This is a genomic window from Parasaccharibacter sp. TMW 2.1891, from assembly GCF_023337675.1.
In the GTDB taxonomy this organism is placed as follows: domain Bacteria; phylum Pseudomonadota; class Alphaproteobacteria; order Acetobacterales; family Acetobacteraceae; genus Bombella; species Bombella apis.
In genome coordinates, this window is the sequence record NZ_QORT01000001.1 from 1151241 (window position 1) to 1175474 (window position 24234).

22 protein-coding genes, 1 tRNA gene and 1 other RNA gene are annotated in these 24234 nt (G+C 60.4%); 17 read left to right on the plus strand and 7 right to left on the minus strand.

What is annotated here, in order from left to right; genetic code table 11:
* Window positions 1–2: 2 nt before the first annotated feature.
* Window positions 3–92 (minus strand) — tRNA-Ser (locus tag DTJ15_RS05065).
* Between the two features lie 298 nt (window positions 93–390).
* Here DTJ15_RS05065 and rplU point away from each other — a divergent pair.
* The 3 genes from rplU to obgE all read left to right on the plus strand — a co-directional run bounded on the left by rplU (window position 391) and on the right by obgE (window position 2123).
* Window positions 391–705 (plus strand): 50S ribosomal protein L21, encoded by a 315-nt coding sequence (rplU, locus tag DTJ15_RS05070; RefSeq protein ID WP_249109560.1) that lies wholly within the window; start codon window positions 391–393, stop codon window positions 703–705.
* 28 nt (window positions 706–733) lie between these two features.
* Window positions 734–1000 (plus strand): 50S ribosomal protein L27, encoded by a 267-nt coding sequence (gene rpmA / locus DTJ15_RS05075; protein WP_043559867.1) that lies wholly within the window; start codon window positions 734–736, stop codon window positions 998–1000.
* Between the two features lie 115 nt (window positions 1001–1115).
* Entirely contained in the window at window positions 1116–2123 is a 1008-nt protein-coding gene (obgE, locus tag DTJ15_RS05080; RefSeq protein ID WP_154981379.1) for a GTPase ObgE, read from the plus strand.
* 71 nt (window positions 2124–2194) lie between these two features.
* On the opposite strand, the gene DTJ15_RS05085 is transcribed toward obgE, so the two are convergent.
* The 5 genes from DTJ15_RS05085 to budA all read right to left on the minus strand — a co-directional run bounded on the left by DTJ15_RS05085 (window position 2195) and on the right by budA (window position 7661).
* Window positions 2195–2785 carry an LUD domain-containing protein gene (locus tag DTJ15_RS05085; RefSeq protein WP_249109621.1) on the minus strand — a complete coding sequence of 197 codons (591 nt, stop codon included), beginning with the start codon at window positions 2783–2785 and terminating at the stop codon, window positions 2195–2197.
* Window positions 2786–2796: 11 nt separating this feature from the next.
* A complete protein-coding gene (locus tag DTJ15_RS05090; protein WP_249109562.1) occupies window positions 2797–4209 on the minus strand; it encodes a lactate utilization protein B in 1413 nt (470 codons plus the stop codon).
* A complete protein-coding gene (locus DTJ15_RS05095; protein ID WP_043559860.1) occupies window positions 4206–4949 on the minus strand; it encodes a (Fe-S)-binding protein in 744 nt (247 codons plus the stop codon). Before DTJ15_RS05095 ends, DTJ15_RS05090 begins: the two co-directional genes overlap by 4 nt.
* Before the next feature lie 213 nt (window positions 4950–5162).
* Window positions 5163–6845, minus strand: coding sequence for an acetolactate synthase AlsS (alsS, locus tag DTJ15_RS05100; protein WP_043559859.1), 1683 nt, complete (start codon window positions 6843–6845; stop codon window positions 5163–5165).
* Window positions 6846–6929: 84 nt separating this feature from the next.
* Window positions 6930–7661 (minus strand): acetolactate decarboxylase, encoded by a 732-nt coding sequence (gene budA / locus DTJ15_RS05105; RefSeq protein ID WP_043559857.1) that lies wholly within the window; start codon window positions 7659–7661, stop codon window positions 6930–6932.
* Between the two features lie 99 nt (window positions 7662–7760).
* Here budA and DTJ15_RS05110 point away from each other — a divergent pair, with 99 nt between their 5' ends.
* A complete protein-coding gene (locus DTJ15_RS05110; RefSeq protein WP_154981377.1) occupies window positions 7761–8669 on the plus strand; it encodes a LysR family transcriptional regulator in 909 nt (302 codons plus the stop codon).
* Window positions 8670–8762: 93 nt separating this feature from the next.
* On the opposite strand, the gene DTJ15_RS05115 is transcribed toward DTJ15_RS05110, so the two are convergent.
* A complete protein-coding gene (locus DTJ15_RS05115) occupies window positions 8763–9029 on the minus strand; it encodes a DUF2312 domain-containing protein (protein WP_249109564.1) in 267 nt (88 codons plus the stop codon).
* A 410-nt stretch (window positions 9030–9439) separates the two neighbouring features.
* On the opposite strand from DTJ15_RS05115, the gene zwf reads away from it, so the two are divergent.
* From zwf to murG, 13 genes are all read left to right on the plus strand, one after another.
* On the plus strand, window positions 9440–10912 hold the full coding sequence (gene zwf / locus DTJ15_RS05120; RefSeq protein WP_249109566.1) for a glucose-6-phosphate dehydrogenase: 1473 nt from the start codon (window positions 9440–9442) through the stop codon (window positions 10910–10912).
* Between the two features lie 124 nt (window positions 10913–11036).
* Window positions 11037–11492 carry a hypothetical protein gene (locus tag DTJ15_RS05125; protein ID WP_227449713.1) on the plus strand — a complete coding sequence of 152 codons (456 nt, stop codon included), beginning with the start codon at window positions 11037–11039 and terminating at the stop codon, window positions 11490–11492.
* Window positions 11493–11552: 60 nt separating this feature from the next.
* Window positions 11553–11959: RNase P RNA component class A (gene rnpB, locus DTJ15_RS05130), an RNA gene on the plus strand.
* A gap of 357 nt (window positions 11960–12316) precedes the next feature.
* Complete coding sequence (mraZ, locus tag DTJ15_RS05135; RefSeq protein ID WP_043561075.1) at window positions 12317–12793, plus strand: division/cell wall cluster transcriptional repressor MraZ; 477 nt, start codon at window positions 12317–12319, stop codon at window positions 12791–12793.
* 26 nt (window positions 12794–12819) lie between these two features.
* Window positions 12820–13764, plus strand: coding sequence for a 16S rRNA (cytosine(1402)-N(4))-methyltransferase RsmH (rsmH, locus tag DTJ15_RS05140; protein ID WP_249109622.1), 945 nt, complete (start codon window positions 12820–12822; stop codon window positions 13762–13764).
* Complete coding sequence (locus DTJ15_RS05145) at window positions 13761–14525, plus strand: hypothetical protein (protein WP_086431470.1); 765 nt, start codon at window positions 13761–13763, stop codon at window positions 14523–14525. The genes rsmH and DTJ15_RS05145 overlap by 4 nt, the downstream gene beginning before the upstream one ends.
* Window positions 14526–14580: 55 nt before the next feature.
* Complete coding sequence (locus DTJ15_RS05150; protein WP_081847748.1) at window positions 14581–16521, plus strand: penicillin-binding protein 2; 1941 nt, start codon at window positions 14581–14583, stop codon at window positions 16519–16521.
* 32 nt (window positions 16522–16553) lie between these two features.
* The gene (locus DTJ15_RS05155; protein WP_043559846.1) at window positions 16554–18041 is read left to right on the plus strand and encodes a UDP-N-acetylmuramoyl-L-alanyl-D-glutamate--2,6-diaminopimelate ligase; all 1488 of its coding nucleotides are present in this window, start codon (window positions 16554–16556) and stop codon (window positions 18039–18041) included.
* Window positions 18041–19456 carry a UDP-N-acetylmuramoyl-tripeptide--D-alanyl-D-alanine ligase gene (gene murF / locus DTJ15_RS05160; protein WP_249109567.1) on the plus strand — a complete coding sequence of 472 codons (1416 nt, stop codon included), beginning with the start codon at window positions 18041–18043 and terminating at the stop codon, window positions 19454–19456. The genes DTJ15_RS05155 and murF overlap by 1 nt, the downstream gene beginning before the upstream one ends.
* Window positions 19456–20547, plus strand: a complete 1092-nt coding sequence (gene mraY, locus DTJ15_RS05165; RefSeq protein WP_043559842.1) for a phospho-N-acetylmuramoyl-pentapeptide-transferase — start codon at window positions 19456–19458, stop codon at window positions 20545–20547. The genes murF and mraY overlap by 1 nt, the downstream gene beginning before the upstream one ends.
* Window positions 20547–21896 (plus strand): UDP-N-acetylmuramoyl-L-alanine--D-glutamate ligase, encoded by a 1350-nt coding sequence (murD, locus tag DTJ15_RS05170; RefSeq protein WP_249109568.1) that lies wholly within the window; start codon window positions 20547–20549, stop codon window positions 21894–21896. The genes mraY and murD overlap by 1 nt, the downstream gene beginning before the upstream one ends.
* A 6-nt stretch (window positions 21897–21902) precedes the next feature.
* Window positions 21903–23105 carry an FtsW/RodA/SpoVE family cell cycle protein gene (locus DTJ15_RS05175; RefSeq protein WP_249085562.1) on the plus strand — a complete coding sequence of 401 codons (1203 nt, stop codon included), beginning with the start codon at window positions 21903–21905 and terminating at the stop codon, window positions 23103–23105.
* A complete protein-coding gene (gene murG, locus DTJ15_RS05180) occupies window positions 23105–24214 on the plus strand; it encodes an undecaprenyldiphospho-muramoylpentapeptide beta-N-acetylglucosaminyltransferase (protein WP_249109569.1) in 1110 nt (369 codons plus the stop codon). The genes DTJ15_RS05175 and murG overlap by 1 nt, the downstream gene beginning before the upstream one ends.
* The last annotated feature ends 20 nt before the right edge of the window (window positions 24215–24234 follow it).

Below are 24234 nucleotides of genomic sequence, written 5' to 3' on the forward strand. Positions count from 1 at the left end.
CATGGCGGAGAGAGAGGGATTCGAACCCTCGGAACGCTTGCACGCTCAACGGTTTTCGAGACCGCCCCAATCGACCACTCTGGCACCTCTCCGGGGAACTGGAATGGAACAGGGGCAGCGCCCACCATCACCAGCTGATGGCCGGTGTTATGGCGGGATTTTACAGGATTGGCAAGAGGCAGCCCTCTTCCATCCCGCCTTCCCGCCACAAATCCTGCTTTTTTATTGACGGTGCAGGAGAAAAGCAGTACAGAACCCCTCTGTTCCTACGGTTTTCCGCTGCTGGCGGGGCACCGTCTGAACCAATGACAAAAAGCGAGCAGGCCATCCTCCTTTTGCAGAAAGGAAGGAATACGGCCAGAGGCTTCGGTAACATAAAGAGAGTTTTGCATGTTTGCAGTCATCCGCACGGGCGGGAAACAGTACCGCGTCGCCAAGGACGCCATCCTGAAGGTTGAGAAGCTGGATGCCGAGGCTGGCAGCACAGTCACCTTCTCCGACGTTCTGATGGTCGGTGGTGAGGCTGGCACGAAGATCGGTGCCCCTCTGGTCGAGGGTGCCAGCGTGACCGCCGAGGTCATCGCACAGGACCGTCTGCCGACCGTCATCATCTTCAAGAAGCGCCGCCGTCAGAACAGCCGTCGCAAGAACGGCCATCGTCAGCCGGTCACCGTTCTGCGCATTACCGCAATCAACGCTGCGTAATTTCGCCCGTTCCTAAGGAGACACAGTCATGGCACAAAAAAAAGCAGGTGGTTCCAGCCGTAACGGACGCGACAGTGCGGGCCGCCGTCTTGGTGTGAAGAAGTTCGGTGGCCAGAGCGTCATCGCCGGCAACATCATCATCCGTCAGCGTGGCACCAAGGTGCACCCGGGTGAGAACGTTGGCATGGGGCGTGACCACACCCTCTTCTCACTGGTTGATGGCCGCGTGCGCTTCCAGCGTCGTGCTGGTGGCAAGGTGCACGTTTCCGTTGCCCTGGCAGAAGCTGCCGAATAACGCACTCTGCCTGCCCTGACGGGCACAGAGCATGAAGAAGGGTCGGCTCCATCAGTGGTGCCGGCCTTTTTTCTTCCTGTCCCTTTCCCCTCCCCCTTGCTGTGGCGGCCTTCCCATGAAGTTTCTTGACCAAGCCAAAATCTATGTCCGCTCCGGTGATGGAGGAGATGGCGTTGTCGCCTTCCGCCGGGAAAAGTACATCGAATTCGGTGGGCCGGATGGCGGTGACGGTGGCCGGGGTGGCCACATCTATTTCCGTGCCGTGCCGAGCCTCAACACGCTGATCGACTTCCGCTACACGCAGCACTTCCGTGCCCGCAAGGGTGGCAACGGGGCTGGCTCCAACAGGACCGGGGCGGGAGCGGATGATGTCATCATTGATGTTCCCATCGGCACGCAGATCTTCGATGAAGACCGTGAGACCCTGCTGGCGGACCTTGATGAGGAAAACAAGACCGTCCTGCTCTGTCAGGGTGGCGATGGTGGCCTGGGCAACGCCCATTACAAGAGCAGCACCAACCGTGCCCCACGCCGGGCCGACAAGGGCTTCCCCGGGGAGGAACGCTGGGTCTGGCTCCGGCTGAAGCTGATTGCCGATGTCGGGCTTGTCGGCCTGCCCAATGCGGGCAAGTCCACCCTGCTCTCGGTGGCCTCCCGTGCCCGCCCCAAGATTGCGGATTATCCCTTCACGACCCTGCATCCACAGCTTGGCGTCGTGCGCCTCAATGCCGTGGAAGAATTCGTCATTGCCGACATTCCCGGCCTCATTGAAGGTGCCAGCGAAGGAACGGGTCTGGGTGACCGCTTCCTCGGCCATGTGGAACGCTGTGCCGTCCTGATCCATCTGGTTGATGGGACGGATGAAAACTGCGTCCAAAACTGGAAGCTCATCCGTAAGGAACTGAAGGCCTATGATGAGGGGCTGGCAGCCAAGCCGGAGGTTCTCGTCCTGAACAAATGTGACGCCCTGCTGCCGGAAGAAATCGAGGAGCGAAAGGCTGCTCTAGAAGCTGCTTCTGGTGCAGAAGTTCACCTACTTTCAGGCGTCAGCCGGGACGGCCTGCCGGAACTGCTGCGCCATCTTCAGGACCGTGTAACGGCCTCCCGCAACGAAGGTCTCTAAGTCCCCCCAATAAAAAGGGCCGTACGACAAGGTATCGCACGGCCTTTGCTGTATCCTGTTCCCGGAAGCCGTCAGGCCCAGATGACGGACAGGCTCCTCACACCCTGCGCCCCACGGATCAGGACGCCCTGAATGTCAGCCGTGGCGGAAGGGCCACTCATCAGCACGCCATACCCTGCCGTCCGAAATTCGGAACGTTGCTGATAGGCATTGTGCATGTTGCCCACCAGCTCATCCTTCGAGAGCAGGACGATCAGATGCTGCGCCAGGTGGACATCGGCCAGATGGTCTTTCAGCTCCACCTCGCTCAGGAAGACGCCACCCGTTTCCGCCACACCAAAAGCAGCCCGCACGACCATGACATCAACCTTGTCGGCCTGTTCGTGCGTTTCCAGGTCTTCAATCCGCAGCGTCCCTTCCACCTCTGGTACGGCGGTGCAGAGATTGCGCATCTCCGGGAATGTGCGCCTGATGGCCTGCTCAATCCCTTCTCCATCCTGCAAAGGCAGCATCCTGCCGCCCATCAGGGCCAGACTGGCCTCGAACCGTTCCGGGCTGGCATCCTGATCCCCCAATGTCACGACTGGCGGCAACGGATAGGCCCCCTCCTGCGGAGACTTCTTTTCCTTCAGACGCTGCATGATGACATCACGGGCACTCATCGTCTCGTCACTCATGCCTGTGTCTCCTCATGCTGTGCCTTGGTCCTGTTCAGACGGTTTTTCTTATACCAGCTGTGGAATGTCTCCTTCACCGGATGAGGCAGCTCCCGATGTTTGCCCCACGGATTCAGATAATTGTACAGCACGAAACGAGGCATGGTCTTCAGGGCAACCTCCGTCCCGCTGATGGCCAGACGGTACATGGCCGGCTGGGCCAGCAGCCGCCCCGCTATCTTCATGATCTCCCGTTTGACGAACGGAATTTCATGCCGTTCTGCCAGAACACGCCGCCATTTGTAGAGTTGCTCGTGGATGTCGATCTTGACCGGACAGACATTGGTACAGCTTCCATTCATCGTGGAGGCGAAGGGCAGCGTGCTGAATTTTCTGGCGTTGAAGGTCGGGTCAATGATCGCCCCGATCGGCCCGGAATAGACGGACCCGTAAGACTGCCCACCAGACCGGCGATAGACCGGGCAGGTATTCATGCAGGCCCCACAGCGGATGCACTTCAGAGAGGTCCAGAAATCATCCATCCCCAGCCGTTCGGACCGGCCATTATCCACGAGGATGACATGCATCTCCCCGCCCTTCTTCGGCCTGCGGAAATGGGTCGTGTACTGGGTGATCGGTGAGCCGAGCGCACTGCGGGACAGAAGGCGGATGAACACGCCAAGGTCCGCCATGCGGGGGACCAGACGTTCAATCCCCAGCGTGGCAATATGCAGGTTGGGCAGATTGGCACTGAGGTCCGCATTCCCCTCATTGGTGCAGACGACAAAGCTGCCCGTCTCCGCCACAAGGAAGTTGCCCCCCGTCATGCCCGTATCGCCACTCAGCAGGACCGGACGAGCCGCATTGCGCTGCGCCTCCGCCAGAGCGTGCGGGTCATCAATGTTCGGGTCGGTATTGTAATATTTGGCGAAGGTCTTCGCCACATCCGTTGTCAGCTTCTGGACAGCCGGAACAACCACATGGCTGGGCAGCTGGTTGTCCAGCTGCTGGATGCGTTCGCCAAGGTCCGTCTCCGTCACGCTGACGCCCTTTGGCTCCAGATACTCCCGCATCTCGCACTCATCGGTAATCATCGACTTGCTCTTGATGATGGATGAGTGGCCGTGATCCTTGAGAATCTTCTCCACGATGCGGTTATGTTCCGCACCATCCCTGGCCCAGTGGACATGGATGCCATTGCGGCGGGCATTCTCCTCAAACTGCTCCAGATACTGGGGCAGATGGGCCAGCGTATGTTCCTTCAGCCGGGATGCCTGCTCCCGCAGCTCCTGCCATTCCGGCATGATGTGCATCTGCTCGTCACGCTTCTGGCGCATGTCCCACAAGCGTTCATCATGAAAATGACGATGCGGCTCATCCTCCAGAAACTCCGCCGCCAGTTTGGCGTGAGGGACCGGTCTGTTGCTCATGCCCTCGCTCCATTCAGAATTTCAGCAATATGGATGAAGCGGATGGGCACGCCATTGCGCTCGGCGCAGCCCTGCTGGTGCATCATGCAGGACGTGTCGGCAGAGACGATATACTCCGCACCGGCATCATGATGATCCGTCACCTTGTCCAACCCCATGCGGGCAGAGACGGCCTCTTCCGTCACGGAATAGGTGCCACCGAAGCCACAACATTCATCCGGGCGTCGTGGTGCAGCAAAGGAAATGCCCTTCACGGCGGAAAGAAGGGTCTTGGGTTTGGAGAAAAACGGCTCGCCCAGCTCGGACATGCTGGCCGTCCGCAGGGACCGCAATGTGGCGCAGCTGTTATGCAGCCCGACCTTGTGAGGGAACTCCGCCCACGGGAATTCACGCACCTTCAGAACATCATGAATGAACTCGACAAGCTCATATGTGTTCTTGCGCACATGCCGGACCTCATCCGTCTGCTCAATGGCATCAAAATTGTCCCGGATATGATGCACGCAACTCCCTGAGGGGGAGACAATCACATCATATTTCGAGAAATTGCGGATAAAGAGAGCTTCCGTCTCTTTGGCATCACGGTTGCACCCGGAATTCGCCATGGGCTGACCACAACAGGTCTGGTCCATGGGATACTCAACTTCCTGCCCCAGCTTTTCCAGCAATTCCAGCGTGGCAATACCCGTCTGGGGATAGAAGGCATCCATGTAACAGGGAATAAATAAACCTATCTTCATAATGGGCGCTTATAAAAAAATATCACCTACTCAACAATAAAACAAAACGTGACTGACAATCTCTACTGCAAAAAATCTCATTTAAATAGAAGAAATACAATTTTTTAAAATGATACTTATTATCAATTAATTGAATAACCCTCAGAAAAAAGGGGCGTCCATGACGCCCCTCTCCTCATCCACCCTTCTGCTTCAGCAGAAGTGCGAGCTATCTTATTTGCTCAGCTCCGGCAGAGGGTTCATCAGGGCCGGGTTGTCGGCATAATCAACCGGCACGGCGATGACCACCGGTCCCTGCGTTTCCATTCCTTCACGCAGGGCAGCCTTCAGGCTGTCCACACTATTGACGTTGATGCCCTTGGCGCCAAAAGAACGGGCAAAAGCAGCAAAATCGATCGGGCCAAAGGCCACGGCAGCATCACGCCCGTACTTCTTCTCTTCCTGAATACGGACCATGTTGAAGTGCTGGTCCACCCAGATGATGTGGATCAGGTTGCTCTTCAGGCGAACGGCGGTCTCAAGGTCCATGGAGGACATCATGAAGCTGCCGTCACCGGAGACGGAAATGACCTTCTGGGCCGGGTTCACGATGCTGGCAGACATGGCCCATGGGAGAGCCACGCCCATCGTCTGCTGGCCATTGCTGATCAGCATCTGGCGGGCACGGAAGACCTCAAGGAAACGGGCATGCCAGATGTGGAAGGACCCCATGTCCAGACAGATCGTGATGTCCTGCGCCACGAAATCTTCCATCACCTTGATGATCTCAAGCGGATGGAGCATCCCCTGCTGGGTGCTCTTGGCCTTGGCAAAGGCAGATTTCTGGGAGGCACGATAAACCTCCAGAATCTTGTCCAGCGCAGCGCCGGATGTCAGGGCGCCTGTCTCCCTGGTCAGGTGCTGCACGCTCAGGGCGATGGAGCCGATCAGCTCGATCTCGGGATTGAAAGCATTGTCCAGCTGGGCCGGAACAACATCGATATTGATGATCGGGCGGGCTGATTTCCTGTTCCACAGGCACGGATCATATTCGATCGGGTTGTAACCGATGGCCACGACCAGATCAGCCTCATCCAGCAGGTAATCACCATACTGGTTGTGGAAGAGACCGACACGGCCACCGAAACGGGAGACCAGATCCTTGGAAACAGCGCCAGCAGCCTGATAGGTACCAACAACCGGAAGGTTCGTCTGCTTGACGAAAGCACGGATGGCCTCGGCATTCTCCGGCTTGCTGGCCTTCATGCCCAGCAGGACGACCGGCTTCTTGGCCTTCTTCAGGGCAGCGGCAGCCTCCTTGATGACGTCTTCCGGTGCAGGACCGGCCTTGACGGCATTACGGTTGCCCATCACCGGATAATCTTCCGTGATCTCGGAATTCAGGACATCCATCGGTACGCTGACGAACACGCCACCCTGCCGGGGGCTCTCAGCCGCACGGAACGCATTGCCGATGACCTCCGACGTGGCCGCTGGAGCACCGATCTCGGCGCTGTACTTCGTCACCGGGCGCAGCATGCTGACCGTATCCATGCTCTGATGGGTCAGCTTCAGCAGGTCGGCACGACCGACAGCTCCACCGATCGTCAGTACCGGGTCACCTTCGGACGTTGCCGTGGCCAGACCCGTTGCCAGATTGGACACACCCGGGCCTGATGTGGCAATGGCCACACCAGCCCGCCCCGTGATGCGGCCGATACCTCCGGCCATGAAGACGGCATTCTGCTCATGCCGGGCAACGATCGTACGAATGGGAGAGTCTTCCAGCGCCTCGAAAAGACGGTCGATCTTGGCACCCGGGATGCCAACAATGTGATCAACGCCATGAGCCTCAAGATTGCGGACGATCAGATCGGCGGCTGTCTGTGCTGCCTTGTGAGATTTTTTCTGTGTCATGATGTTTTTTCCTGATCATGCCCGCCCTGAAAATACCAGACGGGCCGTGTAATCATAATGTGACCGAAGAGAGCGACCGGCCCCTCAGCCACCCTCTGCCGTGCGGATGGCCTCATGCAGGCCAGCGGGCTGAAGGTCTGCCTTGGCAAATTCTTCCGTCTTCGGCAGAGAAATCTCCAGATCGGACATGCGGGCAACTTCCAGCTTGCCGGATTTCACACGATAATTCGTCACATGGCCGCCATGCTTGCGGTCATCGCTGAGAACATGGAGGTGATACCCTGCCACATTGATCCCCTGCATGTAGGGCGGCGTACGGAAACCCAGCATCACCCCGCTAATCTCTCCCATGCTGAAGGTAGGCTGCTTGGCCACCACTTCCAGCATCCCCGGATAGGGCTTGTGCTGGCAGAAAACGGTCCGGGTATCGACCTTCTCGAACTCACCCGTAAAACGGACAGCCCCGAAAAGATTGGGATTGTCGATCAGCCCGTCGACAAGCTCCTCGAACTCCTCTTTACCCATCGGCCGGTCGATGGTGACCGTCTTTTCCGGCTCGAAATAGGTCACACAGGCGAAAGGCGTTTTCATATCCGCTGTCGTACCGGAGGCAATCCCCTCGGAGCGGAACTGGCGGACCTCACCTTCCGTCACAATCATTTCGCCATCCAGGGCATCAAACGTCCCCAGGCCGAAATCACCATGCTGGACCAGCTCACCCAACGTCATTTCACCATCGTAAACAGCGTCCAGCAGAGCTGCCATCGTGGATGTCTGGAAAAGACGGTTTGGCTTTACACCTGAAGGTCGAGTCATATTGCCCCCTGTGTTGTGAATGGTCCTTTCTGTAAGGCAGGAGATGAATTCAGACAAATATATAGTTCCCATTGTCTCCATACATTTTATATATGGGTCATGGATATCCGACATTTCCGCTATTTCGTCACCATCGCCGAAACCGGCAACATCACCAAAGCGGCTGAAAAACTGGGCATGGAACAGCCACCACTCAGCCAGCAGATCCGTCGCCTGGAGAGCTCTCTGGGCGTGTCACTCTTTCGCCGCCAGCCTCGTGGGGTAAGCCTGACAGAAGCCGGGCTGACCCTCCTGCCCCATGCACGGCTGATCCTCGACCTGCGCCGCCAGTTCATTGAAGATGCCCACGGGCTGGCCCAGGGCAAGAAAGGCCACCTCCGCATCGGGCTGGCCGGAGCCGTACCGCTGCTGCCCAGCATCCCCTTTGCCATCCGGCAGTTCAGCACAATTGCACCGGGCGTGACCCTGTCCCTGGAAGAAAGCAATACTCCCGCCCTCTGCGAAGCCCTGCTCTCCTACCGCATGGACATCACGATCCTGCGCCCTCCCGTGCCAGATCAGGCCAACGTGAAGGTCATCCCCCTGCTGGATGAGCCGACATTGATCGCCCTGCCCAAAGGCCACCCCTTCACCAGCCTGCCGGAAATACATCTCAGCCGCCTGGCGACGGAACCACTCATCATCTTCCCCCGTGAGCTGGGGCCAGGCTTCTTTGATGCCATCCTGGCGGCCTACCGGGACGCCGGTGTTACCCCATCCCTCGGGCAACAGGCCCCCCAGATTGCCGGGACCATCCCACTTGTGGCTGCCGGGCTGGGGGTCTCCATCGTTCCCCAGTCGCTCCACCAGCTCCATACAGGCGGCGTGACCTTCCACAGGATCGCCCGCCCCGCCCCTCATGCCACGCTGGCCATCGGCATACGGACGGGGGAGCAGCCGCCACTCATCCATCACTTCATCACCGTCCTCCAGCAGGCCTGCAAAACCCATCTGACGCTCCCCGACTGACCATCAGACACGCAAAAAAAGCCTTTCCCCTCTGGCCGCAGGAACCAGAAGGGAAAGGCTCTCTTTTCTCCATACGTCAGAGACGTGATCTGCTTACATGCCCAGCGCACGGCGGTAGATGTCCAGCAGGGTCTCCTGCTCCTCCACCTCGGCAGGCTCCTGCTTGCGCAGCTTGATCAGCTGTTTGATGACCTTGACATCAAACCCGGCCGATTTTGCCTCCGTGAACACATCGCGGATGTCAGACCCAAGTGCCTTGCGCTCTTCTTCCAGACGTTCGACACGGTCAATAATGGACCGCAGACGATCAACCGCAATGCCGCCTGTCACGGTACCTTCATCACCATTTCCCATATCCATACACCATACTCCTCAAATCTGCCCGGATGCCGGTTCTTCTGGGCGGCTTATCGCTCCCTCATGGCCGTGGTCAATACCATCCAGCGGAAAGGCACTTCCCCTTCCCGCCCATATGAATGACAGACAGCCCATATTCACTGCCAGAAAAGCCACAAAGACGGAAAAACGCAAATGTGAACATGCCATTACATAAGGCCCAATCCTCTGCCGTCACGTCCTTCCGCAGCATCCTGCCATCTGCCGCCCTGCCTGCATGACCTGAAGCACGCCCCCGCTCCCGGCCGCTCTTCCATCCATCCTGTTATGGCTTGAACGGGACATCGGACAGGCTCTAAAAGGAGGTCAGAAACAAGACCGGAGGCAGACTGATGCCTCACCCGAGTTTCCAGACAGAAAAGGTACGCCTCACCATGGCCCACTCTCAGCAGACCGCACCGTTTGACTACGTCATCTTCGGCGCCACGGGCGATCTGACGATGCGCAAACTGCTTCCAGCTCTCTACAACCAGCTCCGCATCGGACATGTTCCAGAAGAAGCCCGCATCATCGGGACTGCCCGCTCCTCACTGTCCCGCGAGGACTACATCACCCGTGCCCGTGAGGCTCTGGAAACCTTCCTCCCCGCCCAGCACAAGGATGAGGCGCTGATCGAGCGTTTCCTCAAGAAAATTCATTACGTCACGCTGGACGGCACGAAGAGCGACCATAACTGGGACGACCTGAAGGCTGTCCTGGACCAGTCACCGGCCGACCGCATCCGTGTCTTCTACTACTCCACGGCCCCCCAGCTCTTCGAGGCCATCAGCGAGAACCTCCACCGCTTCGGCTTCATCACCCCGCACTCCCGTGTCGTGCTGGAAAAACCAATCGGTACAGACAGTGCCTCCGCCAGAGCCATCAATGACGGTGTGAGCCGCTTCTTCGAAGAAGGGCAGATTTTCCGCATCGACCATTATCTGGGCAAGGAAACCGTGCAGGACATTATCGCCCTGCGCTTCGCCAACCCGCTCTTCAGCGCCGTCTGGTCTGCCGAGCACATCCAGAGCATCCAGATCACCGCCGCCGAGACCGTGGGCGTGGAAGGCCGTGCTGCCTATTACGACACATCCGGGGCCCTGCGGGACATGATCCAGAACCATCTGCTCCAGGTCCTCAGCCTCTGCGCCATGGAAGCCCCGGCTGACCTTGAGGCAGATACTGTCCGTGATGCCAAGGTGAACGTTCTGAAGGCCCTGCGTCCCATCCCGGAGGACAAGGTGGCCAGCGAGACGGTCCGTGCCCAGTACGTCAAAGGGGACATGAACGGCAAACCCGTTCCGGGCTATCTGGAAGAGCTGGGCGAAGACAGCCACACCGAGACCTACGCCGTCATGCGGGCCTATGTCGATACACCACGCTGGAAAGATGTTCCTTTCTACATCCGCACAGCCAAGCGTTCGACCAAAAAGGTGAGCGAAGTCGTGGTGACGTTCCGGAAGTCTGCTTCCGCCCTGTTTGGCACCTCTGCCGCCACCAACCGCCTGGTCATCCGCCTCCAGCCGGATGAAGGTTTCGGGCTGGCCCTGAACATCAAGAACCCTTCTGCCGCCGGGTTTGAGCTTCAGCACGGCACCATGTCCGGCAAATTCGCTCCAGCCGACGGCTCCCTCATTCCGGATTCCTACGAGCGCCTCATGCTGGATGCCGTCCGTGGCTATCCGGCCCTCTTCATCCGTCGTGATGAAGTGGAAGCCGCATGGGCATGGGTCGAACCGACACTGAAAACATGGGCCGCCAACAAGGTTCCGATGGCCCATTACGCCGCCGGGTCCTACGGGCCGGAAGAAGCACGCCGCTTCATCGCCACGACGGGCGATGCCTGGCACGAGGACATGGCAGACTGATCCTCCCCGGATCAGGACCGGCCTATCCGCATACAGCTTTACAGACCGCCCTGCCCCTGCCGGCAGGGCGGTTTTGCCTGTTCAGGCATCGCAGTCTCCACCATGACCACGGGGCAGACCCATCATGACCGAACCAACTACCCCTCCCCGTCTCGGCCGCCGCCGCCCGAGGCCACCCCGCTCCCTGAAGCAGCACATCATCCGACGGCTTGTCGTGCTGGTCCCGACCTTCCTGCTCATGTTCCTGTTCGTCAGGACTGGTGTGCTGGACAACCTCTATGACCAGTTCACCTTCAGCAAGCTGAGCTGGTTCGATAATACCGCCCTTGTCGAACATCTGCGGACCATCATCACCCGCAAGAGGCTGACCCCTCTGCCCCGGCGCTGCCTTGTCATGGTCGTCAATGGTGATGGCAGTGTGAACACCCCCACGATCGACGTCCTGGGACGGCATGGGAATGGCTGCCCCGGCGACACGCCGTCAGCAGAGCTTCTCTTCCATGTCCGGGTAGACCGTGCTGGCCAGAGCATCATGACCGACGCCGGTTCACCTGACATGTATCATCCCCTCACCCCCTGAACGGGCCTCCCTGCCACCGCCGCTTGACCCGCCACACGGCAAGCGGCATAACGCCCCCAGCCAGATGGTCGGGCGATCGCTGTGTCCCCTGCGGGACATGGAGGAAAGTCCGGGCTCCACAGGAAGACGGTGCCGGCTAACGGCCGGCGGGGGTGACCCCAGGGACAGTGCCACAGAAACAGTACCGTCCGCCGGTTTTCTCCCCGTCATGGTGGGAAAATGCGGACAAGGGTGAAACGGTGCGGTAAGAGCGCACCGCGCGGCTGGCAACAGCGGCGGTCATGGTAAACCCCACCGGGAGCAAGACCGAATAGGAATGACGGGCCACATCCGTGGCTGAGGGGTCCTGCCCTGTCATTCGGGTTGGTTGCGTGAGGTGTGTTGCAAAACACATCCCAGAGGAATGATCGCCCCGCCTCACCATGTATGAGGCAGGACAGAACCCGGCTTACAGACCATCTGGCTCCTTCATTACTGCAAGCCCCCCAGAAAACGGCATCTGGATACTGCAACCAGAGCCTTCATGACGCTCCGACACACAAGGCTGACGTACAGGGCCAGGCCTCTTCACTGCCATCCTCTTCCAGCCATTCTGCCCACCTGCCCCGCTTCCATGATGGTAATGAAGAATATACCAATTATTTACTTTATTAACAAAAAGACACCCCTGCCCATATCTACACAATAAAACCGCATCCCTGTGCCATTTTTTATAATAAAACTTTGACGTCCCATAAAATCCCATGATACCCCATGAAATCCCACTATGAAGGTGCGGACATGTGTCCACCATGGCAGGCAGGGAAGGAGGGACATTGCAGACCATGACCATGTTTCTCGGTACCCATGCCAGCCGTGTTGATGCCAAAGGACGCATTTCCATTCCCTCACCATTCCGGAATGCCCTGCGGGAACAGGCCCGCCCCGGAGAGGCCCTGATGATCATCAGGCCATCCCACCTTCATGACTGCCTGGAATGCTGGTCCGCCTCTGCCTTTTTCGCTTTTTCCGGCGCTCTTGATGAGTATGACCCCTTCTCGGCCGACCATGATGACCTGGCGACCAGCCTCTATGCCGATGCCTACCCGCTGGACTGCGACAGGGAAGGCCGTGTCAGCCTCCCCCGCTCCCTGAAAGACCATGCCGGACTGGAAGATGATGTCAGCTTCATGGGGCTGGGGCGTGTGTTCCAGATATGGAATCCCAGCCTTGCCGAAGAACGCCGCAGGCAGGCTCGCAGCCGCACACGGGAACTCGGCCAGCGTAAACGCTCCGAAAACAGGGAGAAGACCGCACCGTGACCCACGCCCATCAGATTGCTGAGGACATGCAGCGGGAGGGACACTTCCCTGTCATGCTGCCAGAAGTGCTGGACACACTGGCCCCGCAGGATGGAGGCGTGTATCTGGATGGCACCTTCGGCGGGGGTGGCTACAGCCGGGCCCTGCTCCGCTCGGCCTCCTGCACTGTCCATGCGATTGACCGTGACCCCGATGCCATAAAACGCGGGCAGCCTCTCATGGCAGCCTCGGAGGGGCGGCTGCATCTCCACCAGGGAACCTTCAGCGCCATGAAAGAGCTGGCCGGTCATCATGGTCCCTTCAATGGGATCGTGCTGGATCTCGGCGTGTCCTCCTTCCAGCTGGATCAGGAAGAGCGGGGATTTTCCTTCCGTCATGATGGCCCGCTGGACATGCGCATGAGCACCGATGGCCTGAGTGCGGCGGATATCGTCAATGGTGAGAAAGAGCAGGCTCTCGCCGACATCCTCTACCATTATGGAGAAGAACGCCGCTCCCGCCGTGTCGCCCGGGCCATCATCGAGGCCCGCCAGAGCGGCCCGATCCAGACGACGGGGCAACTGGCCGACATCATCCGCAAAGCCGTCCCGAAAGAACGTCCCAATTTCGACCCTGCTACCCGCAGTTTCCAGGCGATCCGCATTGCCGTGAATGATGAGCTGGGCGAACTGGAACGTACGCTGGAAACCGCACCGGGCCTCCTCGCACCGGGCGGGATCTTCTGCATCGTGACCTTCCATTCGCTGGAGGACCGCATGACGAAACGGGCCCTCGCCCGGCTGGCTGGCCGCATGGCTGGTCCATCCCGTCATACCCCTCTTGCCATGCAGCAGACAGAAGCCCCGTCTTTTGAACTCCTGCATACACGGCCCCGTACACCGTCCGATCAGGAACTGAATCTCAACCCCCGCTCCCGCAGCGCACGCCTGCGTGCCCTGCGACGCCTTCCCGCTCATGGAGCTTCCGCATGATCCGTTTTGTCACCCTGCTCTGTGCCGTCATGGCGGCTGGTTCCGGCCTCTTCCTCTACACGAAGAAGCATGAAACCCTCGTACTAAACCAGGATATCAGGAAAACCATTGAAGATACCCGCCGCATCCAGCAGCAGACAGCCATTCTGCGCACCCAGTGGGCTCTGCTGAACCAGCCGGACCGGCTCAGCGCCCTGGCGCAGCGGGTTCTGCCGGAGATGAGCCAGGTCGACCCCACTCAGTTCGTGCAGCTGGCAGACCTGCGGAAGCGTCTTCCCGCCATTGATCATCGCATCATCCCCATGGCCCCGGGGCGGGGACAGGCCCAGAGAGAGCTGGCATCCCTCACGGCCCCGGCACATCAGGCCACGGCGGCGCCTGCCACAACGCCCCGGCCAGTACGTGATGTCGTGGCCAGTACCGACCACGCAGAACGCAGACCCTCCCATCCTCGCATCCACAAGGATGACACGGGTGAAGCAGACCGCCAGCTTGAGCGAAGCCTGGCGCTCCTGAGCGGGTCGGATGGAGACGCCATGCCCCGGCATCGTCTCCATGCCCCGGCGGATAGTGCGACGGGCCAGACCCGCAGGAAGGCCCATGCCGTGCCCGACCATTCCCGCAGCGAACCCACGGAGGATGTGGCCTGGCACCCTGTCCACCAGTCTGCCAAGCACGGCCACATGAGCGGAATCCACACAGTCTCGGCCCCGGCAGACGAGCCTGCCCCTCTTCCGCCCCCTGTTCCTCTGACAGACTGACCCTTTGGCGGCTTCCGCCTGTGTTCCTTCCTTTCCTATGCCGAGCCCGCGCCCCATGGCCTCCAGACCGTCCCGCAAGACCAACCAGCCTGGATCAGACCATAAGGACGGGCCACCCGGAAAGCCGTCCCTGTTGAGACGTCTGTGGGCCCGGTGGGACGAACGCAGACGAAACCCCATGAGCTGGCTGGAAAAAAGCCGCAACAGGCTGGTCTATCTCGGCATGGGTTTCCTGTTCCTTTATGGTGGCGTGGCCGTAAAGGCGCTGTTTGCAACCATTCTGGCCCCCATGGCCCCTCTGCCCAACCAGGTCGGCAGCACCATACCGGACATCCCCCATCCGGACCCCAAAGCCATGGCAGGCAATGGGTTCGTCCTGCCCAACATCAGACGGGCCAGCATCGTGGACCGGAATGGGCAGCCTCTGGCACTGTCGCTGCCTGTCGTGCAGGTCTATGCCAATCCCATGGAAATCATCGAGCCTGAAGATGTTGCCCGAAGCCTCCATACGATCCTGCCCAACCTCAACATGGCAGAGACCATCCGCCGCCTGAAACAGAAAAAACAGTTCGTCTACCTCGCCCGCAACATCGCCCCGACAGACGAGCTGGCCATCAACAATCTTGGCATCCCCGGCATCTATTTCGAAAATGGCGAGCAGCGCCATTATCCTCTGGGGAACGTGGCAGCGCAGATCCTTGGTAGCGTTGACATTGACAATCATGGCATTGCCGGGGTGGAGAAATTCTTCAACCAGCGCCTTCTGGGAGACCATGCACCGCTCCGTCTTTCCATCGATGCCCGCGTGCAGGCTGCCGTGCGGGATGAGCTGAATGACGCCAAGCTGCGTTTCCGGGCCATAGGGGCTTCCGCCATCCTGATGGACGTCCATACCGGGGAAATCCTGGCCATGGTCAGTCTCCCCGATTATGACGCCAACGATTTTGCCCATGCGGCAGACGATGCCCGATTCAACCGGGCCGTTACCGGCATGTATGAACCAGGGTCCACCTTCAAACTTCAGACAGCCGCCATGGCGTTGGAGCTTGGCGTGGCCCACCCCTGGGACCAGTTCTCCACCATTCCCATCCACGTCGGCCGCTTCAAGATTTCCGACCTCAAGACGGACCACTTCGCCCCGTGGCTGGCGCTGCCCTCTGTCATGGCCTATTCCTCCAACCCGGCCTCAGCTCATATCGCCCTGGATGTCGGGCGGGACCGCCAGCATGAATGGCTGAAAAACATGGGATTTCTGGACCGTGTTCCCGTTGAGCTGCCCGAGGCAGGACGCCCGCTGGTCCCGTCCCTCAAGAATTGGGGCGAAACCACGGTCATGACGGTCGGCTTTGGCCATGGCGTGGCAGAATCGCCGCTGGCCATTGTCCGCGGGACCGCCTGTACCGGCAACGGGGGGTATCTTGTCACACCCACCCTGCTGGCCCGTGAGCATCTCAATGATGATGTCGTCATGGCGGAAGAGCAGAAGGGGCCGCATCTGATCTCCACCAAGAATTCAGAGCTGCTCCGCCGAATCCTGCGCCTCGTCGTTACCAAGGGCATCGGGAAAAAAGCGGAAAGCCCCGGCTACATCGTTGGTGGAAAGACCGGGACAGCAGAAAAGATCGGCGCCCACGGGGGGTATCTGAAACATGTCAACATCACGGCCTTTACAGGCATGTTCCCTATGAATGATCCCAAATATGCCCTTTATGTCATGCTGGATGCCCCACAAGGGACGGCAGAAACACATGGCTGGACGACTGCTGGCTGGATTGCTGCTCCGACATTTTCCAGAATCGTGACACGCACCGCCCCCATGCTGGGCCTCTTCCCGCTGGAGCCGACCAAAGCCCAGCAGGTTGACGACCAGCTCGCCCTGTCTCTCTCTCCGCCCGTCCCCCCCGGTGTCCGCCATCCACTCGGCCCGGGCAATGACCCCGGGGCTGTCACCGTCAACCGACTGGCCACCAAACACGGGGCCCATCACAGCCACTGAACCCTCACCGCCCCTTCTCAAAGGTCTCCGTCATGAAACTGTCCTCCCTGCTCCGCCATCATGGTCTTGCCAGAGACCTCACCAGAGACCCGGACATTTCCAGCATCACCGCCGATAGCCGGGAAGCTCGCCCCGGCTGCCTCTTCGTGGCGCTGAAGGGCACGAAACAGGACGGACGGACCTTCATTCCTCTGGCCATCGCAGAAGGGGCCGCCGCAATCGTCCTCGCCGCTTCCCCAGGCCAGCATCATCTGCCAGAGCAGACGGAAAACGGCCACACGGCCCTCATCATCACCCTGCCCGACCCGGCCCGTTTCCTGGCCCGGTCTGCTGCACTGCTGGCAGGGGCCCAGCCTGACCATATTGCCGCCATCACGGGAACAAACGGCAAAAGCAGCACGGCAGATTTCTTCCGCCAGCTCTGCCAGCTGCGTCACCAGAAGGCTGCAAGCCTCGGTACTCTGGGGCTCATCAGTGACGTGGCATTGCCATCACTCCCCCCCCTGACCACACCGGATGCCGTCACCCTTGCCAACACTCTGGCAGCCCTGCAGGTGCATGGCATCACCCATGTAGCGCTGGAGGCCTCATCCCATGGCCTCCAGCAGCACCGGCTGGACGGCGTTGCCATCACGGCCGCCGCTTTTTCCAACCTGACCCGAGACCATCTGGACTATCACCACACGCTGGAAGCCTACCGGCAGGCCAAGCTGCATCTCTTTGAAACGCTGCTGCCCGAAGGGGGCCGGGCCGTCATCAACAGCGACATGGATGCCGAAAGCAGAGAGGCCCTCCGTGACATTGCCACCCGCCGGAAACTGGACCTCCGCACGATTGGCACAACAGGCGAGACCATCCGAATTCTTGAGGCCACACCCACCCCGCAGGGCATGGACCTGACACTCCAGCTGCATGGCCGTACCCTGCCAGCACTCCACTTTCCACTCCCGGGACGTTTTCAGGCAGAAAATGCCCTGCTGGCTGCCGCCCTCTGCTGGGAACGGGATGAAGAAGCTGAATCCATCATTGCCCTCCTGCCGCACCTGAAGGGCGTGCCCGGCCGTTGTGAGCCGGTCGCCCACCTGCCAAATGGAGCCTGCGCCTACGTGGATTATGCTCACACGCCGGATGCGCTGGAGCACGTCCTGCTCAGCCTGCGTCCCCACACCAGCGGGCGGCTGGTCGTGGTCTTCGGTGCGGGCGGGGACCGTGACAGGGGCAAGCGCCCTCTCATGGGACAGATCGCCGCCCATCTGGCCGATGAAGTCATCATTACGGATGACAACCCCCGCAGCGAGGACCCGGCCACCATCCGGGCCGAAATTCTCGCCACAGCCCCGCAGGCACAAGAAATTGGCGACCGTCGGCAGGCCATCCGTACCGCTCTGGAAGGTCTGAAGAAAGGCGATGTCCTGCTCATCGCCGGGAAAGGGCATGAAACAGGCCAGATCATCAAGGGGGAAATACATCCGTTCGATGACCGTACCATCACGGCCGCACTCGCCAGGGAGCTTGCCTGATGCCCGATACAACCATCCTCTGGACCCGCAAGGACCTTCAGGCCGCCACGGGAGGGCAGCTTGCCGGTGACGTGAAGGTCCACGGCGTCTGCATCGATACCCGCACCCTGAAACACGGTGACCTCTTCATCGCCCTGATCGGCCATAATTCAGACGGACACCGCTATATGAGGCAGGCCCTGGAGGCTGGAGCCAGCTGCGTGATGGCCCATGATGAGGCCGCCATCAGCACGGCCGGTCTGACGGATGATCCCCGCCTGTTGAAGGTCGATGACACCATGCAAGGGCTGGAAGCTCTGGGCCGCTACAGGCGGGCACAGTTCAGCGGCAGGGTCATCGCCGTTACAGGCAGCGTGGGAAAAACAACCACCAAGAACATGCTGGCCACGGCTCTTGCACCTTACGGGCAGGTCCATGCTTCCGTGGCGTCCTTCAACAACCACTGGGGCGTGCCTCTGACACTCGCCCGCCTGCCAGAAGAAGCCGCCTTCTGCATCAGCGAGGTGGGCATGAACCACCCCGGCGAGATCGCCCCGCTCGCCGCCCAGATACGCCCGGATATTGGCCTCATAACCACCATTGGCAGCGCCCATCTGGGGCATATGGGCAGCATCGACGCCATTGCGGACGAAAAGGCGGCCCTCTTTGCCGCCCTTCCGTCATCCGGCACGGCCCTCTGCCCGGAGGCCTCACAGGGGCTTGCCCGCCTGAAGCAGGCCCTGCCGACAGGTGTTTCGCTCTGGCAGGCAGGCGTGACACCCAGCGCCACCATCCGGATAACAGACCTCACCTGCACGGCAGACGGCAGCCAGTTCCATCTGACCACACCACGGGGCGACACCGACGTGAGGCTGGCGGCCCCCGGCCCCCATCTGGCCCGCAATGCCGCATTGGCTCTTGGGGCCATCGCTGCGCTGGGGCTGGACCCGAAAGCCGGAGCCGAGGCCCTGCGCCATTTCCAGCCGGAAGCCGGACGGGGCCAGCAGCGCCTGTTGCCCGGCGGCATCACCCTGCTGGATGAGAGCTACAATGCTTCCGGCCCCAGTGTCCGTGCAGCCCTGGACACGCTCGCCCTCATGCCCGCCAGACGCCATCTGGCCGCCCTGGGCGACATCAGGGAGCTGGGCCAGTTTGCCGAAGCCGAACACCGGGCTCTGGCTGAACCATTAATGAAGCATGACATTCTGACATTCTGTTGCGGCCCGCACATGAAATCCCTTTACGAGGCCCTTCCTCCTTCCCTACAGGGAGGATATGCTGAAAATTCAGTCCAGCTTGCCTCCCTGCTGCACCCTGCCCTGCAAAAAGGGGATGTGCTGCTCGTGAAGGGAAGCCTGGGCAGTAACATGCGTGCCCTCATTGCGCTGCTGGAGCAGCCCATGTCCACCACCACACACGCCCCAGAGTCCGCCTGATGCTCTTCAACCTTCTTGCTGCACCTTCTTCCTCCCATGGCGGCCTTCTCAACCTGCTGCATTACATGACCTTCCGGGCCGGATGCGCCTGCCTGACGGCACTGGTGATCTCCCTGCTGCTCGGCAAGCCCTTCATTGCCCAGCTCAAACGCATCCAGCGGCAAGGGCAGCCCATACGGACCCTCGGGCCGGAACGGCATATACTGGAGAAAGCCGGTACCCCCACCATGGGCGGTGGTCTCATCCTGTTTTCCCTGACCTGCTCCACCCTGCTCTGGGCGGACCTGTTTGACGGGTTTGTATGGGCTGTTCTCCTCACGACCCTGGGGTTTGGCGCCATAGGCTTTGCGGATGACTATCTCAAACTGGCCAAGGGCAACAGCAAAGGGGTCTCCAAAAAAATACGGCTGGGCGGGGAATTCCTGATCTCATGCCTTGCCGGGATTGCCATGGAAGCCCTGACACCACCGGACCTGCGCAATGCCGTGGCCTTTCCTTTCGCCAAGACCTTCGTGCTGCATCTGGGCTACATTTTCCCGCTCTTCGCCATGGTGACGATCACGGGTTTCGGCAATGCCGTGAACCTGACGGACGGGCTGGACGGGCTGGCCACGGTGCCCTCCATCATCGCCGCCCTCGTCTTCGCCCTGATCGCCTATCTGGTCGGCAACCATGTCTTTGCCGACTATCTCCAGCTCCATCATGTTCCCGGCACGGGGGAGCTGAGCATCTTCTGCGCCGCCCTGATCGGAGCCGGACTGGGTTTTCTCTGGTTCAATGCTCCACCGGCAGAGGTCTTCATGGGAGATACCGGGTCTCTGGCACTGGGCGGTGCCCTGGGGGCCGTGGCCGTGGCTGTAAAGCATGAGCTGGTGCTCTGCCTCGTGGGGGGCCTGTTCGTGGTGGAAACGATCTCCGTCATCATCCAGGTCTTCTGGTTCCGCCGCACGGGGAAGCGCATCTTCCTCATGGCACCGCTGCACCATCATTTTGAAAAGAAAGGCTGGCAGGAGCCGAAAATTGTCGTCCGTTTCTGGATCATTGCCATCATTCTGGGGCTGTGTGGTCTGGCCACACTGAAGCTGCGCTGATGACTGTCCTGCCCTTTCCTCCCCCCCAGAAATGGCCTGCAACACTCCTGACCGGGCAGCATCATGCTGTCTGCGGGCTGGGCCGCAACGGTGCTGCCGTCGTGCAGGCCCTGCTGGATATGGGAGCAACCGTACAGGCCTGGGATGACAGCAGGCCGGAGCTCCCAGCTCCCCTGTCCTCACATCCCCGCCTGACACTGGCGCCCCTGACTGACCTCACCGGCATGGATGCCCTGATCCTCTCGCCGGGCATCCCGCACCATCTGCCCCGGCCACACCCTGCTGCCCTGCTGGCACGGGAGCAGCATGTGCCGATCCTCTCCGATGCAGAACTGCTCTGGCAGGTGGCTCGCAAGGCAGGATCACGCGCGCGGTTCGTCTCCATCACGGGTACAAATGGCAAATCCACGACCACGGCCCTGCTGACCCACATTCTCACACAGGCCGGCATCCCGGCCTGCTGTGGCGGCAATTTTGGCACGGCCTCTCTCGCCCTGCCCGCTCTGGGGGATGACGGCGTCTATGTCATTGAAATGTCGTCCTACATGCTGGAACGGCTGAAGGACTATCACGCCTGTGCCGCTGCCCTGCTCAACCTGACACCGGACCATCTGGACAGGCACGGCTCCATGCAGGGCTATCTGGATGCCAAGGCGCATGTCTTTGACAACATGACCGCAGGCGACCTTGCCATTCTGGGCGAAAAGGCCTCCTGGGCGGACGGACTGCACCAGCGGCTTGAGCGGCAGGGCGTGACGGTACGGACACTCTCGATCACCCAGCCTGTTCCAGAAACAGACGCCCCCTTTCTGCCTGGACAGCACAATGCCCAGAACATAGAGACCTGCCGGGCCATCGCCCGCCATCTTGGCCTCTCCGAGGAACAGATTGCCGAGGGCATCAGAAGCTTCACCGGGCTGGACCACCGCCTCCAGCTCGTGGCGCAGGCTGATGGAATCAGCTTCATCAACGACAGCAAGGCCACAAATGCGGAAGCCAGCTACCATGCACTAAAAGCCTTCCCCAAAAGCCTCTGGATTGCCGGAGGCATGGCCAAAGAAGGAGGAATCGAGAGTCTGGCACCACTGTTCGGCCATGTGCGCCGTGCCTTCCTCATCGGGCAGGATGCCCCATTGCTGGCCAGAACCCTGACAGCCCATGATGTTCCTTTCGAGATCAGCGGAACGCTGGAGCAGGCAACACGGGCCGCCTGGGACCATGCCCGGACACACGAGGCCATGCCCATACTCCTGTCCCCGGCCTGTGCCAGTTTTGACCAGTTCCGCAATTTCGAGGAACGGGGAACGGCCTTTGCCACACTGGCCCGCAGCCTCTGCGGGGAGGACTGAAACATCATGGCACTCTCCGACAGGTCAGACAGCTCCCGGAAGGCCCAGTGGTGGCGTAGCCTTGATCATGTCAGCCTGAGCTGCGTCGGAATACTGGTCGCCCTGGGGTACATCCTCATGCTGGCTGCCAGCCCCGCCGTGGCTCACCGCATCGGGGCCTCCCGGAACATGTTCATCCTCAAGCAGGTGGTCTTTCTGGCCCTTGCCAGTGCCGTCGTCGTCGTGACATCCCGGCTGACCCCCCGCACGATCGGGCGGATTGCCGTCATGGGGGGGATCGTGGCACTGGGCGCCACATTCATGACGCTTGTTCACGGCATGGAGATCAAGGGGGCCAGACGCTGGATCGCCCTGCCCCTCATGTCCGTCCAGCCTTCTGAATTCCTGAAACCCTGCTTTGCCGTCGTGACCGGCCTGCTGCTGAGCCTCCGTCATACGCTGAGACTTTCCAATGGCTGGCGGTTCCCGGGGCGACTGGTGGCATGCGGGGTCTATCTCGTCATTGCAGCCCTGCTTCAGGCCCAGCCGGATATCGGGATGCTCTCGGTCATCAGCATGGTCTTCATCACCCAGCTCTTCATCGACGGCCTGCCCATCATCGTATTCGGCATACTGGTCTCGGCAGCGCTTGGAGCGTTCGGGATAGCCTATATGGTGTTCGAGCACGTCCATTCCCGCGTGCAGCGCTTCCTGCATCCTGATGTGGGGGACCATTACCAGATCGATACCTCCATGCGGGCTTTTGGCAATGGGGGACTGCTGGGCCGGGGACCGGGTGAAGGCCGGGTAAAGGACCTGCTGCCCGATGCCCATGCCGACTTCGTCTTCTCCGTTGCCGGAGAGGAATATGGCTTCGTGATGTGCCTGTTCATCATTGCCGTTTTCACCATGCTGGTTTTCTCCACTCTCAACCGCCTGCTGGAAGAAAAGAAACCCTACATCATTCTCTCTGCCAGCGGCCTGATCACCGGCTTCGGCCTTCAGGCCTTTGTCAACATGGGCTCCTCCCTGCATCTGATCCCCACAAAGGGCATGACACTGCCTTTCATCTCCTACGGGGGCAGCTCGGCCCTTTCCGTTGCCCTGACCATCGGCATGGCCCTGGCACTGACCCGCCACCGTGTAGAGGAAGGCCCCTTTACGCCGCCGCCATCCCCTGCTGAAACAGCCCCACGTCTGACCATGTCATCCCGGAAGGATCACATCTGATGAAACAAGCACCAATTCTCATTGCCGCCGGCGGTACCGGGGGGCACTTCTTCCCGGCTGAGGCACTGGGGGCAGAACTCCAGCGCCGTGGTCACCAGACCATCCTCGTAACGGATGCCCGCAACAGCAGGGCCGGACTGAGCGTATTTGCGGACAGCCCCCGCTATGTCCTCAAAAGCAGTGGCGTGGCTGGTAAAAAGCCCATCGACAAACTCAAGGGGATCGGCCAGCTTCTCTGGAGCTGCCTTGGCGGGCGCCAGATTGTTGCCAGATACCGGCCCGCCGCCGTAGTCGGCTTTGGCGGCTATCCTTCCATTCCTCCCCTTCTCGGCAGTCGCCTGCGTCTGGGTAAACGCCCTGCCCTCATCATCCATGAAGGCAATGCCATCCTCGGGCAGGCCAATGCCCTCCTCGCCCGGTTCAGCGATGCCATTGCCACATCCTACCCCCGGGTGGCCCGTCTGCCCGCAGGCCGGAAGGTCATGCAGACAGGGATGCCAGTCCGCCCTGCCATCGAAGCTCTGGCCGATGAACCCTATGTCAGCCCGAGCCTGTTCAGCGAGGAGCCGATCCATCTGCTTGTCTGGGGTGGATCACTGGGGGCACAGATTTTCAGCTCCATCGTGCCGCAGGCCCTGTGCAACCTGCCCCCTGGGCTGCGGACCCGGCTGCATGTAACCCAGCAGGCCCATGAGGAGATGGTCCCTGCCCTGTCCGGCATCTATGCGCAGGTCGGCATAAAGGCCACGGTCACGCCTTTCATCGAGGATGTGGCAGCTGAACTGAAGAAAGCCCATCTCGTCATCGGGCGGGCCGGTGGTTCATCCATTGCGGAGCTGGCCATGGCAGGCCGCCCTTCCATCCTTGTCCCGCTGCCCATTGCCGCCTCTGATGAGCAGGGTGTCAACGCACAGGCAATGGAACGGGCCGGTGGTGGCTGGATGGTCCGGCAGCGTGACTTCTCCTCATCAGCACTCTGCACGCACCTGACCCACCTCTTCAGCCATCCTGACGAGCTGGCACGGGCTGCGGAAGGCGCCCGCAATCTCCAGCAGCGCCGTGCTGCCGAAAAACTGGCTGATCTGGTTGAAACGACCATCAAAGCCTGATTATCTGCCCTCCCTTCATC

Coding starts and splice junctions, on each gene's coding strand:
- DTJ15_RS05085 (WP_249109621.1), bottom strand. CDS start 2,785: ATGAGTGCCCGTGATGTCATCATGCAGCGTCTGAAGGAAAAGAAGTCT.
- DTJ15_RS05095 (WP_043559860.1), bottom strand. CDS start 4,949: ATGAAGATAGGTTTATTTATTCCCTGTTACATGGATGCCTTCTATCCC.
- budA (WP_043559857.1), bottom strand. CDS start 7,661: ATGACTCGACCTTCAGGTGTAAAGCCAAACCGTCTTTTCCAGACATCC.
- DTJ15_RS05125 (WP_227449713.1), top strand. CDS start 11,037: ATGACCGAACCAACTACCCCTCCCCGTCTCGGCCGCCGCCGCCCGAGG.
- alsS (WP_043559859.1), bottom strand. CDS start 6,845: ATGACACAGAAAAAATCTCACAAGGCAGCACAGACAGCCGCCGATCTG.
- rpmA (WP_043559867.1), top strand. CDS start 734: ATGGCACAAAAAAAAGCAGGTGGTTCCAGCCGTAACGGACGCGACAGT.
- zwf (WP_249109566.1), top strand. CDS start 9,440: ATGGCCCACTCTCAGCAGACCGCACCGTTTGACTACGTCATCTTCGGC.
- murF (WP_249109567.1), top strand. CDS start 18,041: ATGCCCGATACAACCATCCTCTGGACCCGCAAGGACCTTCAGGCCGCC.
- DTJ15_RS05150 (WP_081847748.1), top strand. CDS start 14,581: ATGGCCTCCAGACCGTCCCGCAAGACCAACCAGCCTGGATCAGACCAT.
- murG (WP_249109569.1), top strand. CDS start 23,105: ATGAAACAAGCACCAATTCTCATTGCCGCCGGCGGTACCGGGGGGCAC.
- DTJ15_RS05145 (WP_086431470.1), top strand. CDS start 13,761: ATGATCCGTTTTGTCACCCTGCTCTGTGCCGTCATGGCGGCTGGTTCC.
- mraY (WP_043559842.1), top strand. CDS start 19,456: ATGCTCTTCAACCTTCTTGCTGCACCTTCTTCCTCCCATGGCGGCCTT.
- mraZ (WP_043561075.1), top strand. CDS start 12,317: ATGACCATGTTTCTCGGTACCCATGCCAGCCGTGTTGATGCCAAAGGA.
- DTJ15_RS05090 (WP_249109562.1), bottom strand. CDS start 4,209: ATGAGCAACAGACCGGTCCCTCACGCCAAACTGGCGGCGGAGTTTCTG.
- obgE (WP_154981379.1), top strand. CDS start 1,116: ATGAAGTTTCTTGACCAAGCCAAAATCTATGTCCGCTCCGGTGATGGA.
- DTJ15_RS05110 (WP_154981377.1), top strand. CDS start 7,761: ATGGATATCCGACATTTCCGCTATTTCGTCACCATCGCCGAAACCGGC.
- rsmH (WP_249109622.1), top strand. CDS start 12,820: ATGCAGCGGGAGGGACACTTCCCTGTCATGCTGCCAGAAGTGCTGGAC.
- DTJ15_RS05175 (WP_249085562.1), top strand. CDS start 21,903: ATGGCACTCTCCGACAGGTCAGACAGCTCCCGGAAGGCCCAGTGGTGG.
- DTJ15_RS05155 (WP_043559846.1), top strand. CDS start 16,554: ATGAAACTGTCCTCCCTGCTCCGCCATCATGGTCTTGCCAGAGACCTC.
- rplU (WP_249109560.1), top strand. CDS start 391: ATGTTTGCAGTCATCCGCACGGGCGGGAAACAGTACCGCGTCGCCAAG.
- DTJ15_RS05115 (WP_249109564.1), bottom strand. CDS start 9,029: ATGGATATGGGAAATGGTGATGAAGGTACCGTGACAGGCGGCATTGCG.
- murD (WP_249109568.1), top strand. CDS start 20,547: ATGACTGTCCTGCCCTTTCCTCCCCCCCAGAAATGGCCTGCAACACTC.